At 73.6% G+C, this 13,372-nt stretch carries 16 protein-coding genes; 8 read left to right on the top strand and 8 right to left on the bottom strand.

From position 1 onward, the window contains the following. Positions 1 to 142 precede the first annotated feature (142 nt). Positions 143 to 988, bottom strand: coding sequence for a hypothetical protein (locus tag KKR89_RS01340; protein ID WP_208196914.1), 846 nt, complete (start codon positions 986 to 988; stop codon positions 143 to 145). Between the two features lie 144 nt (positions 989 to 1,132). Further along, positions 1,133 to 1,555, bottom strand: coding sequence for a VOC family protein (locus tag KKR89_RS01335; RefSeq protein WP_208196913.1), 423 nt, complete (start codon positions 1,553 to 1,555; stop codon positions 1,133 to 1,135). Between the two features lie 99 nt (positions 1,556 to 1,654). Here KKR89_RS01335 and KKR89_RS01330 point away from each other — a divergent pair, with 99 nt between their 5' ends. Next, positions 1,655 to 2,671 carry a helix-turn-helix transcriptional regulator gene (locus KKR89_RS01330; RefSeq protein ID WP_208196912.1) on the top strand — a complete coding sequence of 339 codons (1,017 nt, stop codon included), beginning with the start codon at positions 1,655 to 1,657 and terminating at the stop codon, positions 2,669 to 2,671. A 71-nt stretch (positions 2,672 to 2,742) separates the two neighbouring features. After that, a complete protein-coding gene (locus KKR89_RS01325) occupies positions 2,743 to 3,120 on the top strand; it encodes a DUF2255 family protein (RefSeq protein WP_208196911.1) in 378 nt (125 codons plus the stop codon). 34 nt (positions 3,121 to 3,154) lie between these two features. Here the strand turns inward: KKR89_RS01325 and KKR89_RS01320 are convergent, their stop codons facing one another. Then, on the bottom strand, positions 3,155 to 3,526 hold the full coding sequence (locus KKR89_RS01320) for an ArsR/SmtB family transcription factor (RefSeq protein ID WP_208196910.1): 372 nt from the start codon (positions 3,524 to 3,526) through the stop codon (positions 3,155 to 3,157). Between the two features lie 101 nt (positions 3,527 to 3,627). On the opposite strand from KKR89_RS01320, the gene arsM reads away from it, so the two are divergent. Beyond that, the gene (arsM, locus tag KKR89_RS01315) at positions 3,628 to 4,386 is read left to right on the top strand and encodes an arsenite methyltransferase (RefSeq protein WP_208196909.1); all 759 of its coding nucleotides are present in this window, start codon (positions 3,628 to 3,630) and stop codon (positions 4,384 to 4,386) included. A 60-nt stretch (positions 4,387 to 4,446) separates the two neighbouring features. Here the strand turns inward: arsM and KKR89_RS01310 are convergent, their stop codons facing one another. Next, positions 4,447 to 4,965, bottom strand: coding sequence for a CarD family transcriptional regulator (locus KKR89_RS01310; RefSeq protein WP_208196908.1), 519 nt, complete (start codon positions 4,963 to 4,965; stop codon positions 4,447 to 4,449). Between the two features lie 226 nt (positions 4,966 to 5,191). Continuing rightward, positions 5,192 to 5,485, bottom strand: coding sequence for a sulfurtransferase TusA family protein (locus KKR89_RS01305; protein ID WP_251140961.1), 294 nt, complete (start codon positions 5,483 to 5,485; stop codon positions 5,192 to 5,194). A gap of 349 nt (positions 5,486 to 5,834) precedes the next feature. Between KKR89_RS01305 and KKR89_RS18530 the strand changes: the two genes are divergently transcribed. The 5 genes from KKR89_RS18530 to KKR89_RS01280 all read left to right on the top strand — a co-directional run bounded on the left by KKR89_RS18530 (position 5,835) and on the right by KKR89_RS01280 (position 11,702). Then, a complete protein-coding gene (locus tag KKR89_RS18530; protein WP_208196907.1) occupies positions 5,835 to 6,884 on the top strand; it encodes a glycoside hydrolase family 11 protein in 1,050 nt (349 codons plus the stop codon). Positions 6,885 to 7,224: 340 nt separating this feature from the next. After that, positions 7,225 to 9,252: a glycoside hydrolase family 11 protein gene (locus KKR89_RS18525; protein ID WP_208196906.1), complete on the top strand. Its 2,028-nt coding sequence runs from the start codon at positions 7,225 to 7,227 to the stop codon at positions 9,250 to 9,252. A gap of 120 nt (positions 9,253 to 9,372) precedes the next feature. Then, complete coding sequence (locus KKR89_RS01290) at positions 9,373 to 10,020, top strand: FMN-binding negative transcriptional regulator (protein WP_208196905.1); 648 nt, start codon at positions 9,373 to 9,375, stop codon at positions 10,018 to 10,020. Further along, a complete protein-coding gene (locus tag KKR89_RS01285; RefSeq protein WP_208196904.1) occupies positions 10,017 to 10,190 on the top strand; it encodes a hypothetical protein in 174 nt (57 codons plus the stop codon). Before KKR89_RS01290 ends, KKR89_RS01285 begins: the two co-directional genes overlap by 4 nt. A gap of 189 nt (positions 10,191 to 10,379) precedes the next feature. Then, positions 10,380 to 11,702: a cellulose binding domain-containing protein gene (locus KKR89_RS01280; RefSeq protein ID WP_208196903.1), complete on the top strand. Its 1,323-nt coding sequence runs from the start codon at positions 10,380 to 10,382 to the stop codon at positions 11,700 to 11,702. A gap of 235 nt (positions 11,703 to 11,937) precedes the next feature. Here KKR89_RS01280 and KKR89_RS01275 read toward each other — a convergent pair whose 3' ends face one another. The 3 genes from KKR89_RS01275 to KKR89_RS01265 are packed head-to-tail and all read right to left on the bottom strand — an operon-like array spanning position 11,938 to position 13,348. Next, positions 11,938 to 12,339, bottom strand: a complete 402-nt coding sequence (locus tag KKR89_RS01275; RefSeq protein WP_208196902.1) for a fluoride efflux transporter FluC — start codon at positions 12,337 to 12,339, stop codon at positions 11,938 to 11,940. Continuing rightward, positions 12,336 to 12,821 carry a fluoride efflux transporter FluC gene (locus KKR89_RS01270; RefSeq protein ID WP_307802225.1) on the bottom strand — a complete coding sequence of 162 codons (486 nt, stop codon included), beginning with the start codon at positions 12,819 to 12,821 and terminating at the stop codon, positions 12,336 to 12,338. The genes KKR89_RS01275 and KKR89_RS01270 overlap by 4 nt, the downstream gene beginning before the upstream one ends. Beyond that, entirely contained in the window at positions 12,809 to 13,348 is a 540-nt protein-coding gene (locus KKR89_RS01265) for a universal stress protein (RefSeq protein ID WP_208196901.1), read from the bottom strand. The genes KKR89_RS01270 and KKR89_RS01265 overlap by 13 nt, the downstream gene beginning before the upstream one ends. Between the last annotated feature and the right edge of the window lie 24 nt (positions 13,349 to 13,372).

Raw genomic sequence — 13,372 nt, 5'->3', positions numbered from 1 at the left:
ACCATGACGGCGGTCACCTTCACGCACGCGGTGACCGCGGTCCAGCACCGTAAGGATTAGGCGGACCGTCACGACGAACGCGGGCCCCTGCCACCTCTCAGCGATGGTCGAGGCAGGGGCCCGCGTCCGTGCTCATCCTCCCCTAGCTCGCCCCGCCCCCGCAGCCCACGCGCTCGGAGGCGAGCGTGATGTCGTCGACCCAGACGTCGAAGTGGTCGGGCGTCGCGCCGCCCTGGTACAGCTGCCAGCCGATCCGGACCGTGTCCGCCGTCGGCAGGACGAACGGCACGTCGGCGCCGCCGTGCTCGTCCCCCGTCACCGTGAGGTCCGGCTGCGGCACGCCGTCGAACCACAGCGCGACGCGGTTCTCCGGGGCGGACCACTCGAACTCGACGCACTGCCACTGGTCCTCGACGGTCGGGGCGGACTCGCGCCAGCTCGTCCAGTCACCCGTCGGCCCGCCGTCGGCCCCGATGCCCCAGAAGGTCGCGTCGGGGCCGACCGTGGGCGCGAACTGCCCGCCGAGCGGCCGCACGACCTCGTCGCTGCCCGAGCCGGTGACCTCCACGAGCGTGAAGTGCGCCCAGTCCGGAGCGGTCGGGAAGTCGTCGACCTTGAGGCGCAGGCGCCCGTAGAACGTGTTGCCGGGGGCGGCGAAGTCGTCGACCTCGAGGAACGCGTACCCGTTGTCCTCGGTGTGCACGCGCAGGACCTTGCCGGCGCGCCCCGCGCGCTCGACCCGCAGCGTCCCGTGCCGGGTGTCGACGCCCCAGTCGAGGCTCGACGCGCCGCCCGTCGGCTCGGACTCGAAGTCCTCGCAGAACAGGGCCTCGACGCCGGCGCAGGTGCCGCGCGGGCCGTGGCCCGGGCCGCCGCCGTGACCCGGGCCGGGGCCGTGCCCGGGGCCGCCGGCGGCCGCGACCGGCGCGACGGCGAGCGTGGCCGCGGCGAGTGCCGCCGCCGTGACCAGGGTGGGGATCGTCCTCATGCGCGCACCAGCCATTCGTTCGGGTGACGGAACCCCTCGGATGCTAGGCACCGCCGTCGGAGGAGTCCCGGCCCGAAACGATTGGTCTGCGCGATCGCGCACGCACCGCCGACAAGGACGGCGCACGGCCCCGGCGTGCAGGCGTCACGCCGACCAGGGGACCTCGAGGTCGAGGACCCACGTGACACCGAACCGGTCGGTGAGCATCCCGTACAGCGGCGACCAGGCCGCCGGGGCCAGGGGGACACGGACGGACGCGCCGACCGCGAGGTTCTCCCAGTGGCCGCGCAGCTCGTCGGCGTCCGTCCCGCGCACGGAGACGAAGACCGGGTTCACCCCCGGCTCGTACGCGGTGTGCGACGGGACGTCGTACGCCATGACGCGGAACCCGGCCGCCGACGCGACCTGGCCCCACATGACCTGGTCGGCCTCGAGGGGGTCGGTCACGGCGCCGGCCTGGGCGTACGTGACGGCGGTGAGATCGCCCCCGAACACCGACCGGTAGAGCTCGAGCGCATCGCGGGCCTGGCCGCGGAAGTTGAGGTGGGTCGTGGTGCTGATGGTCATGGTGGCCTCCTCGTGAGCGTCGCCGCGGGTCGGCGACACGGAGCACTCTGGCGGATCATCAGGTCAGTTCTGGTCCTGATGATCCCCTAGGTTCGAGGCATGACGTCCGGCACCACGACCACCCGCCTGCTGCGGCTGCTGTCGCTCCTGCAGACGCCGCGCGACTGGCCCGGCCCGGCGCTCGCCGACCGGCTGGGCGTCAGCGAGCGCACCGTGCGCCGCGACGTCGACCGGCTGCGCACGATGGGGTACCGGGTCCACGCCGACCGCGGGTCGGCCGGCGGGTACCGGCTCGAGGCAGGGGCCGAGCTGCCGCCGCTGCTGCTCGACGACGACCAGGTCACGGCGATCGCGGTCGCGCTGCAGGCCGTGCCCCTGCTGGGCACCGACGTCGACGAGGCCGCCCAGCGTGCGCTCGGCACGATCCGGCGCGTCATGCCGCCCCGGCTGCGACGCCGGGCGCAGGCGCTGCAGTTCGAGACCGCCGCAGTGGCGTCGTCCGCCCCCGTCGCGGCGACCGACGTGCTCGTGGCGGTGTCGGCCGCCGTCCGCGCGCGCGAGGTGCTGCGCTTCGACTACGCGGGCGGGACGGGCCTGGCGGCGTCCGACGGGGGCCCGCCGCGGCGCGCGGAGCCCCACCACCTCGTCGCGGCGCTCGGACGCTGGTACGTCGTCGCGTGGGACCTCGACCGTGCGGACTGGCGCGTATTCCGCGTCGACCGGATGGCACCCCGCACGCCGAACGGCCCGCGCTTCACCCCCCGCGACCTGCCGGGCGGAGACGTGCGGCAGCTCCTGTCGGCGCGCTTCCGGGGGGCGACCACCGCCGACGGGTGGCCGTGCCGCGGCACCGTCGTCCTGGACCTGCCGGCCCGCGACGTCCTGCCGTTCGCCGGGGACGGCGTCGTCGAGGACCTCGGCGACGGGCGCTGCCGGCTCACCGCCGGGTCGTGGTCGTGGGTCGCGCTGGCCGCGTCGCTGGGGCGCTTCGACGCGGACGTGCGCGTCGAGGACCCGGACGAGCTGCGCGAGGCGTGCGCCCGGCTGGCGGGCCGCTACGAGGACGCGGGCCGGCGTGGCCCCCGGGACCCGGGCGCCCGGCCGGGCACCGCCTGACCCCCGCTCCGCTGGCGCGCGCCCGGACGCGCGGCCACGATCGGACCGTCGCCGTCACACGGGGAGGACGCATGGGCAGCTGGGCACCTGAGGCGCTGGACCGCATCGGCGGCGCGGAGGAGCTGGAGCTCGCGTCGTACCGGCCGGACGGCACGCTGCGGCCGTACGTGACGATCTGGGGCGTGCGGGTCGGAGACGACCTCTACGTCCGCTCGGCGCACGGGCCGCAGAACGGCTGGTTCCGCCGCGCGCGGGCCGCGGGCACCGCTCGGGTGCGCGCGGGTGGCGTCGAGCAGGACGTCGTCCTCGAGGCGCCGTCGCCGGACGTGCACGCCGACGTCGACGCCGCGTACCACGCCAAGTACGACCGCTTCGGGCCGGCGTACGTCGGCGCGGTGGTCGGGCCGGAGGTCGTCGACGTGACCCTGCGGCTCGTGCCGCGGGACTGACGCCCCACCCGGGCGGCCGGGTCGGGACGCGGGATCAGGGCCGCGGGACCGGGCCGAGGTGGGAGCCCAGGTGCTCCGCGAGCCGGGCGACGGCTCCGGGGACCAGCGCGTAGTACGCCCACACGCCGCGCTTCTCCCGTGTGACGAGGCCGGCCTCGGCGAGCACCTTGAGGTGGTGGGACACGGTCGGCTGCGACAGGCCGACCGGCTCGGTCAGGTCGCACACGCAGGCCTCGGCGCCCGCGTGCGACGCGATGATCGACAGCAGCCGCAGCCGGGTCGGGTCGGCGAGCGCCTTGAGCGGGCGGGCCAGGTCCTCGGCGGCCTGCGCGCCGAGCGGGTCGCCGGTGACCGGGGTGCAGCAGGTGCCGCCGGTGGCCGGGGCGAGCCCGGAGGCGATCGTCATGCCGGTCAGTCTGACGCGGACATCGTCAGTTGTCGATATTGACAATGATCGATGGGTGGGTCCATCGTTCACATCGACAGACTTCGATACGTGGAGGCGACATGACGGACGTCCGGGACCAGGTGCGGGAGCGCTACGCGCTCGCCGCGACACAGGCGAGCACGGCCGGCTGCTGCGGCGGCGAGAGCACCGCGAGCTGTGGCGGGCCGAACGCGCCCGAGATCGACGAGCGCTTCGGCGCCGGCCTCTACGCGGCCACGGACACCGACGCCCTGCCCGTCGAGGCGGTGGCCGCGTCGCTCGGGTGCGGCAACCCCGTGCTGGTGGCCGAGCTGCGCGAGGGCGAGCGCGTGCTCGACCTCGGCTCGGGCGGCGGCATCGACGTGCTGCTGTCCGCGCGCCGCGTCGGGCCGACGGGCTTCGCGCACGGCGTCGACATGACGGACGAGATGCTCGAGCTCGCGCGCGCCAACGCCGCGAAGGCCGGCGCCACCAACGTCGCGTTCCACCGGGGCACGATCGAGGACCTGCCGCTGCCCGACGGCAGCGTCGACGTCGTCATCTCCAACTGCGTGGTGAACTTGTCCCCCGACAAGCCGGCCGTCCTCGCCGAGGCGTTCCGCGTGCTCGTCCCCGGCGGGCGGCTCGGCATCTCCGACGTCGTCGCGGAGGACCGGCTCACCCCCGAGCAGCGGGCCGAGCGCGGGTCGTACGTCGGGTGCATCGCCGGCGCGCTGTCGCGCCGCGAGTACCTCGACGGGCTGGCCGCGGCCGGGTTCGTCGACGCGACCGTGACGTTCACGCACGACGTGGCCGACGGCATGCACGGCGCCGTCGTCCAGGCGCGCCGACCCGCCTGAGACCACCACCGCCCTGCCCGGGCCGCCCGGGCAGGGCGGAGGTCGGGGTGGGGCGACCGGTCAGGACAGGGCGTGCAGCTCCTGCGTGGAGCCCTTGTCGTCGAGGATCGCGGCGTCGATCATCTCCTGCGCGCGCTCGCGCTCGACGTCCAGCGCGAGCGCGAGCTCGGTCAGCAGCGGCTGCGTCGCGAGCCACAGCTGCTCCTTCTCACCCGTCGACAGGCCGCGCTCGATGCTGCGGCGCGTGAGGTCGCGCACGACCTCGGCCTGGACCAGGTGGTCCTGGCTGCGCATCCGCTCCTGGTTCTCCTTGTACCGGCGCGTCCACGCCTCCTGGATCTGGGCGCTGGGCGCGGCGAGGACCGCGAAGAGCGCCGCGATGCCGTCGGCGTCGTAGAGGGGCCGCAGGCCGATCTCCTCTGCCTTGTCGAGCGGCACGGAGACGACCATCCCGCTCCCGACGACCTCGAGCTGCAGGTACTGGTGCTTCTCACCGCGGAACGCCCGCTCGAGCATGCCGACGACGCGGGTGGGGCCGTGGTGGGGGTGGACGACGATCTCGCCGATGGCGGGCTGCATGGGTCACACCTCTGCTTGACGCGGGGCGCTCGGCCTGCGCGGGGGACGCGGGCCGTCTCCCCGCGGCGACGGAGCCGCTGCGGGGCGACGCGCGGACAGGTCCACCACCCGGGATGGGGACAGCGAGCCGCGCGAGCCGGTTCCCATTCTCCCACGCGGCACCTAGCCCTCACGAGGGGGGGCGTGACCGGCTCGTCCTGCCGGTCCGCGGCACCGGTCGCCGGTGTCAGCTCGCCCCGGGCCCACGGCGCCAGGGGTTGCGCGCGTCGGTGGCCGCCGGGCGAGCCGCGACCGCGACGGCGTACGTCGGCCGGTCGACCCCGCCGACGACCCCGAGGTACGTGTGCCCGGTCATGTGGCACCAGACGGGCAGGTCGATCGGGGCGACCGGGTCCGCCGTGACGAGGTGCACGACGGTGCCGGCCGGCAGGGTGGCCACACGGTCCCGCAGCAGCAGCAGCAGACGGGCGCAGCCGAGGTCACCCCCGTCGATGGTCACGACCTCCCGCGCGTCCGTCACGATCGGGAGGGTAGTCCGCGTGGGCGACACGGACAGTCCGCGGGAGCCACGGACGGCGGAGCATCGGATCCGATAGTTGCGAGATCCCCGCGCGCCGGGCCCGTGGACACCCGGGCGAGTGGTCCGGTGTCCCCCGTTCTGCCCTCCATGGGGCACTTAATCGATTAATCGCTCGATCGAAGTGGCAGCGGCCACGCTCCCACGCTGCAGACTCGTCGATATCGATGTCGCAAGCGCTCACCGACGACCGCGGCGACACCGGCAGCACCATCCGCCGACCCGCAGGTGGGAGCGCGGGACGGCCACTCCGTCACACACCCTGCACGCACGCACAAGGGAGTGCCCCCGAATGACCGACACTTTCGAGATCACACGACGGCCCGCTCGTCGTCGCAGCCCGCTCCGTGCCGCCATCGGCGCGGTCGCGGCCGGCGCGCTCATCACGGGCGGAGTCGCCCTGGCGGCGCCCGCGATGGCCGCCACGATCACCTCCAACCAGACCGGCACCAGCGGCGGCTACTGGTTCTCGTTCTGGACCGACAGCCCCGGCACCGTCTCGGCCGGCATGAACGACGGCGGCAACTACACGACGCAGTGGTCCAACACCGGCAACTTCGTCATCGGCAAGGGCTGGCAGACCGGCACCGGCCGCGCCGTTTCCTACTCCGGCTCGTTCAACCCCTCGGGCAACGCCTACCTGACCCTGTACGGGTGGACCACGGGTCCGCTGGTCGAGTACTACATCGTCGACTCGTGGGGCACCTACCGCCCGACCGGCACCCACAAGGGCACCGTCACCACCGACGGCGGCACCTACGACATCTACCAGACGACCCGCTACAACGCGCCGTCGATCCAGGGCAACACGACGTTCAACCAGTACTGGTCGGTGCGGCAGTCCAAGCGCGTCGGCGGCACCATCACCGCCCAGAACCACTTCAACGCCTGGGCGTCGAAGGGCATGCAGCTCGGTGCGCAGAACTACCAGATCATGGCGACCGAGGGCTACCAGTCCTCCGGCAACTCCAACATCACGGTCGGTACGGGCTCCCCGTCCACCGGCGGTGGCAACACCGGCGGCGGTAACACCGGCGGCGGTAACACCGGCGGCGGCAGCACCGGCGGCAACGACAGCGGCAGCAACACGAACAACGGCTGCACCGTGAGCTGGACCCGCAGCCAGGACTTCGGCGACCGCTTCAACGTCAACTACACCGTGTCCGGCCGCTCGAGCTGGTCCGTGACGGTCTACCCCAACACGGGCCAGTCGATCCAGAACTCGTGGGGTGCCACCCGCAGCGGGAACACGTTCCGTTCGAACGGTTCCAACAGCTTCGGCGTGACGTACTACAAGGGCTCGCAGAACATCAGCTACATCCCCTGGGGCATCTGCTCCTGACAGCGCGAGGCCGAGGTGCCGCGGTCGAGGTCTGACCGCGGCACCTCGGTGCGTCACCCCACCTTCGGACGCTGACGGCCCCGATCGCTTTCGGAACGTCCCCGCCGCACGAGCTCGCGCACGGGCTCGGTGCCACTCCGGGGTGCATCGTCGGTCCTTAAACGGTTTGCACTCCCTGCAGCGTGGTCACCTGCGCATTCACCTCGGCCACACTGGCCGAGCCCGGTGATTCGAGGCGCCACCCGCGCCCGACGCACCTGCTCACGAGCCGGTGAGCGCCACCTGACCCGCCGGCCCCCACCCCAGCCCCACAGATGTGCCCGCACAAAGGAGCCCTTTGATGCTCGATACTTTCGACACGGCCCGACCTGCCCGGAGAGGGCAGCGCACCGTGCGCGCCCTCCTGGGCACGGTTGCGGCCGCGACGCTGGCCCTCGGCGGCGTCGCCGTGGCCGCGCCCGCGACCGCGGCCACGATCACCACCAACGGGACCGGCACGGACGGCCTGTGGTACTCGTTCTGGACCGACAGCCCCGGCACGGTCTCGTCCGAGATGAACGGCGGCGGCAGGTACACGACGCGGTGGCAGAACACCGGCAACTTCGTCATCGGCAAGGGCTGGCAGACCGGCACCGGCCGCGCCGTTTCCTACTCCGGCTCGTTCAACCCCTCGGGCAACGCCTACCTGACGCTGTACGGGTGGACCAACGGCCCGCTCATCGAGTACTACATCGTCGACTCGTGGGGCACCTACCGCCCGACCGGCACGTTCAAGGGCACCGTCAACGCCGACGGCGGCACGTACGACATCTACGAGACGACGCGCGTCAACGCGCCGTCGATCGAGGGTGACAGCTCGACGTTCAAGCAGTTCTGGTCGGTCCGCCAGCAGAAGCGCGTGGGCGGCACCATCACCGCTCAGACGCACTTCGACGCGTGGGCGTCCAAGGGCATGCAGCTCGGCCGGCAGAACTACCAGATCATGGCGACCGAGGGCTACCAGTCCTCCGGCTCCTCGGACATCACGGTCTCCGAGGGCTCCTCCGGCGGGAACACCGGCGGGAACACCGGCGGCAACACCGGCGGTAACACGGGCGGGAACACCGGCGGCGGCACGTCCAGCGGCTGCACCGTCACCGCGACGAAGGCCGAGTCGTGGAGCGACCGGTTCAACGTCACCTACACGGTCTCCGGCGCCACCAGCTGGACCGTGACGGTCAGCCCCGGCTCGGGCCAGTCGATCCAGAGCTCCTGGAACGCGACGCGCTCGGGCAACACCTTCACGTCGGCCGGCAACCAGAGCTTCGGCGTGACGTACTACTCCGGCGGCAACAGCGCCACGCCGTCCGCCACCTGCGCCGCGGCCGGCGGCAGCACCGGGGGGAACACCGGTGGCAACACCGGTGGGAACACGGGCGGCAACACGGGCGGCAACACCGGTGGGAACACCGGCGGCAGCACGCAGAACTGCTCGGCCGGGTACGTCTCCCTGACGTTCGACGACGGCCCGAACTCGGGGACGACGAACCAGATCATCAGCGCCCTGCGGGCCGCGAACGCCACCGCCACGGTCTTCCCCACCGGCCAGAACGCGCAGAACAACGCGTCGCTCATGCAGGCCTACAAGAACGCCGGCCTGCAGATCGGCAACCACAGCTGGGACCACCCGCACCTGGTGAACATGAGCCAGAGCGACGTCCAGTCGCAGCTCTCGCGGACGCAGCAGGTCATCCAGAGCACCGCCGGCGTGACGGCGCAGATCTTCCGTCCGCCGTACGGTGAGGTCAACGGCACCGTCAACTCGGTCGCCTCCGGCCTCGGCCTGCGGGTCGTCACGTGGGACGTCGACTCCAACGACTGGAACAACGCGTCGTCGCAGTCGATCCGCTCGGCGGCCTCGCGTCTGACCAACGGCCAGATCATCCTCATGCACGACTGGCCCGCGGCCACCGTGCAGGCGCTGCCCGGCATCCTGCAGGACCTGCAGTCGCGCAACCTGTGCACCGGTCACATCTCCGCGTCGACCGGCCGCGCGGTCGCGCCGGCCGGTGGCAGCACCGGCGGGAACACGGGCGGCAACACGGGCGGCAACACCGGCGGGAACACGGGCGGCAGCACCGGCTCGTGCACCGTCACCGCCACCAAGGCCGAGTCGTGGAGCGACCGGTTCAACGTCACCTACACCGTCTCCGGCGCCACCAGCTGGACCGTGACGGTCAGCCCCGGCTCGGGCCAGTCGATCCAGAACTCCTGGAACGCCACCCGTTCGGGCAACACCTTCACGTCGGCCGGCAACCAGAGCTTCGGCGTGACGTACTACTCCGGCGGCAACAGCGCCACACCGTCCGCCACCTGCGCCGCACGCTGACGCACGCACCACCCCAGCACGACCCTCGGGGCCGTCCGCCGGAGCACTCCTCCGGCGGGCGGCCCCGAGCCGTTCACCGTGCACGCGACGCGGACCGCGTGCATCGCTACGCTCCGACGGGTGTACATCCCGGTGTTCAACGCCCTCGCCGACGCCGACGAGATCCGCGCGCTCGTCGCGTCGGTCGGCACGGCCGAGCTCGTGACCGTCGGCACCGACGGCTACCCGACGTCGACGCTGCTGCCCGTCGTGTGGGACGGGGACCGGCTCGTCCTGCACATGGCGCGCGCCAACCCGCAGTGGCGGACCATCGGCGACGACGCACCGGCCCTGGCCGTCGTCACCGGCCCGCAGGCGTACGTCTCCCCCACCTGGTACCCCAGCAAGGCCGAGCACGGGCGCACGGTCCCGACCTGGAACTACTCGGCCGTGCACCTGACGGGCCGGGCCCGCGTGCGCACCGACGCGTCGTGGCTGCACGAGGCGGTCACGCTGCTCACCGACCACCACGAGTCCGGCCGCGCCGACCGCTGGCAGGTCACCGACGCCCCGGCGGCCTTCGTCGAGAAGCAGCTGCGGGCCGTCGTCGGCATCGAGGTCCTGGTCGAGCGCGTCGAGGCGAAGGCGAAGCTCAGCCAGAACCGCTCGGCGGCGGACCACGCGGGAGTCGTCACGGGGCTGGACGCGCAGGACGACGCCCAGGCGTCCGCGGTCGCGCACGCGATGCGCACCCACGGCACCCGCGCCCCACGCGCCTGTCCCTCGTGACCATCCCGCTCGCTCTGGCGGTCGCGGTCGCCGTCCCGACCCCGCCGACGGTGCGACCGTGCCCGCACACGTACGCGGAGGTGCGGGAGATCATGCACGGGGTGCTGCCGGGCGCGCGCTGGCGGCGGCTTCCCCTGTGGCGGTACGCGCTGGTGTGGCAGCACCCCTGAGCACCGCGGCGCGGCGCGCCGCCGTCGGGCCGGGACCCACCCGTCGGATCCGTTGGCCTACGAACCGTTTCGGCGCCTACGCCCGGCAGGTGGTGTATCGCTACATTCGCCGGACCGTGAACGTTCGCCACCCCACGGTCGACCTGCGTCCGGCATCGCGGCCGGCGCACCGCCAGGGAGGAACCCACCGTGCGACCCAGAAACGCCCCCACCCGCCTGCGAGCGGTTCTCGCGGCATCCGCCGCAGCGCTCGTCGTCGGCGCCCTCGTGCCACCCGCCTCGGCATCGCCTGTCGCGGCGCTGGCCGGTGGTGTCGCGCCCACCGCCGTCACCGCCGGCTGCGGCAGCGCGCCGCGCCTGGCCACCGGCAACCACACGATCACCAGCAGCGGCCAGCAGCGTCAGTTCCGGCTCGACGTGCCCGCCAACTACGACCCCAACCGGGCCTACCGCCTCGTGCTCGGCATCCACTGGTGGCACGGCACGGCCCAGGACGTCGTGAACGAGAACTTCTACGGCCTCAAGCCGCTGTCGAACAACAGCACGATCTTCATCGCGCCCCAGGGCATCGACAACGCGTGGCCCAACAACAACGGCCGCGACGTCACCTTCATCGACGACATCCTGCGGACCGTCGAGGCCGCCCTGTGCGTCGACACGACGCAGCGGTTCTCCACCGGGTTCAGCTACGGCGGCGGCATGAGCAACGCGCTGGCCTGCGCCCGTGCGAACGTCTTCCGCGCCGTCGCCGTGCTCAACGGCGCGCAGCTGTCCGGCTGCGAGGGCGGCACCCAGCCCATCGCGTACCTCGGCTCGCACGGCGTCGTCGACAGCGTCCTGAACATCTCCCAGGGTCGCGCCCTGCGGGACCGCGCGCTGCGCAACAACGGCTGCCAGGCGCAGAACGCGCCCGAGCCGGCCGGCAACAGCGGCCAGCCGCACACCAAGACGACCTACCAGTGCCGTGACGGGTTCCCCGTCGTGTGGATCGCCAACGACAGCGACCACCAGTGGGCCGCCGTCGACCGCGGCAAGCAGCAGTCGCACGTGCCCGGCGAGATCTGGCAGTTCTTCACGTCGCTGACGTCGACGACGACCACGCCGACGCCCACCCCGACGCCGACGGTCACGCCGACGCCCACCGTCACGCCGACGCCGACGCCGACCGTCACGCCCACCCGGACGCCGACGCCGACGCCGACCACGACCACCCCGCCCCCGACGGGCGGCTGCACCGCGACGTACACCACCGGCAACTCCTGGCCCGGCGGGTTCCAGGGTGAGGTCACCGTGCGCGCCGGTGCGGCGGTCTCCGGGTGGACCGTCACGTGGCGCACGTCCGGCGAGCGGATCGACCAGCTCTGGAACGGCTCGCTGACCGTGCAGGGCGACCAGGTCACCGTCCGCAACGTCTCGTGGAACGGCTCGCTGCCCGCCAACGGGTCGGCGACGTTCGGGTTCCTCGGCGGCGGCTCGCCGTCGACGCCCGTGCTCACCTGCACCGCGAGCTGATCGCCGGTGCGGTCCGACGCACCCGCGTCGGACCGCACCCACCGCCTCCCGACCCGGCCAGGTCCGCGCCTGCCGGGACGGGTTCCCCCGGTGTCAGGGGGTCGGCGGGTCGCGCCGTCCTGGTGACACGGCGCGGCCCGCCTTCGGGCTCTGCACCCGCCCGCGTGCGCGGTGCCCGGTCCGGCGACGGGGCTCGTGTCCCCCGCGCCCGACCAGGGCCCCGCACGCGGGCGGGTCAGGGTGACGTGAGCGCGAGACCGACCGTCGTGGCCGTCACGCAGGCCGCGAGCATGCCGAGCGCGTGCAGCACCCCGGCCGCGCCGCGGCCCGCGAGCAGCAGCCGGACGGCCTCGATGCTCGCGGTGCTGAACGTCGAGTAGCCGCCGAGGAAGCCCACGCCGAGCACCCCGCGCACGTCGTCGTGGCCCGGGTGGGCCAGCAACCAGCCGGTGAGGGCACCCAGCAGCAGGCACGCGGTGACGTTGACGACCAGCGTGCCCAACGGGACCTGCGGGCGGGCGCGGACCGCCCCCGGCCGCTCGCGCCGGGCCGCGCGCGTGCGGCCCGACACCCAGGTGTCGACGACGAGGCGCGAGGCCGCGCCGAGGCCGCCCGCGAGCGCGACCGCGACGATCACGGCTCCTCACCCGCGTCGCCGCCCAGCCCGCGACGTCCCGACCGGACGCGGCCCGCTGCCACGATCCCCACCCCCGCCGCCGCCACGCCGAGGACGACGCTGCCCAGCGCGTAGGCGACGCCGGTCACGACGTGCCCGGCCTCGAGCAGCTGCTCGACCTCGAGCGCGAACGTGCTGTAGGTCGTGAAGCCCCCGAGGACGCCCGTGCCGACGCCCAGGCGCACCGCCCGGCGCCGGCCGACGTCGGGACCCCGCTGCAGGAGCGCCAGCAGCGCACCGAGCACGAACGAGCCCAGGACGTTGATCGCGAAGGTGCGCCACGGCCACCCGCCCGGGGCGACGGGCTGCGTCAGCAGCGCGCGGACGAGCACGCCGAGGGTGCCCCCCGCGGCCACGAGCAGCGCCGCGGCGGGCAGCGGCAGCGCGTCGGCCGGTGGTGCGGGCGGTGCGTCGGTGCCGTGCGGCGGCGTCAGCGCTGCCACGGCGCCCGCGGGTCCTGCCAGTCGACGACGCTGAGCGGCACGGTGAGCACGGGACGGTGCTGGTGGTACGCGACGTGCAGCGCGATCGACCCCTCGAGCAGCTCGCGCAGCCGCCCCGACCGGCTGCCGACGACGATCGCGGAGGCGTCGACGGCGCGCGCGAGGTGCGTCAGCGCACGGTCGGGACGCCCCGCCAGGTAGTGCACGCGCCACACGACCTGCTGCCCGGCGAGGTGCTCGGCGGCCTGCGCGCGCAGCTCGTCCCGCGTGCGCTGCCACGCGTCGTCGGCGGTGTCGGGGTCCATCGACATGTGCGCGACGGACCCGTCGGCCCGCTCCTGCACCACGTACCGGGCGGGGTCGACGTACGCGAGGTGCAGGTACGGGGCGCCGACGGCCCGCCCCCACGCCGCGGCGGTGCGCACCACGAGCGGGTCCTGCCCCGGGACGACGCCCACGACCAGGGGGTGCCCGGCGGGGTCGACCATGCGGTCGAGAGCGGGCTGGGGGACCGGGCGCGCGTCCATGACCATCCTTCCGCGGGGAGCAGG

Origin of the sequence: Cellulomonas dongxiuzhuiae, assembly GCF_018623035.1 — a bacterium.
GTDB lineage: Bacteria > Actinomycetota > Actinomycetes > Actinomycetales > Cellulomonadaceae > Cellulomonas > Cellulomonas dongxiuzhuiae.
This window is presented reverse-complemented; position numbering and strand designations above follow the sequence as displayed.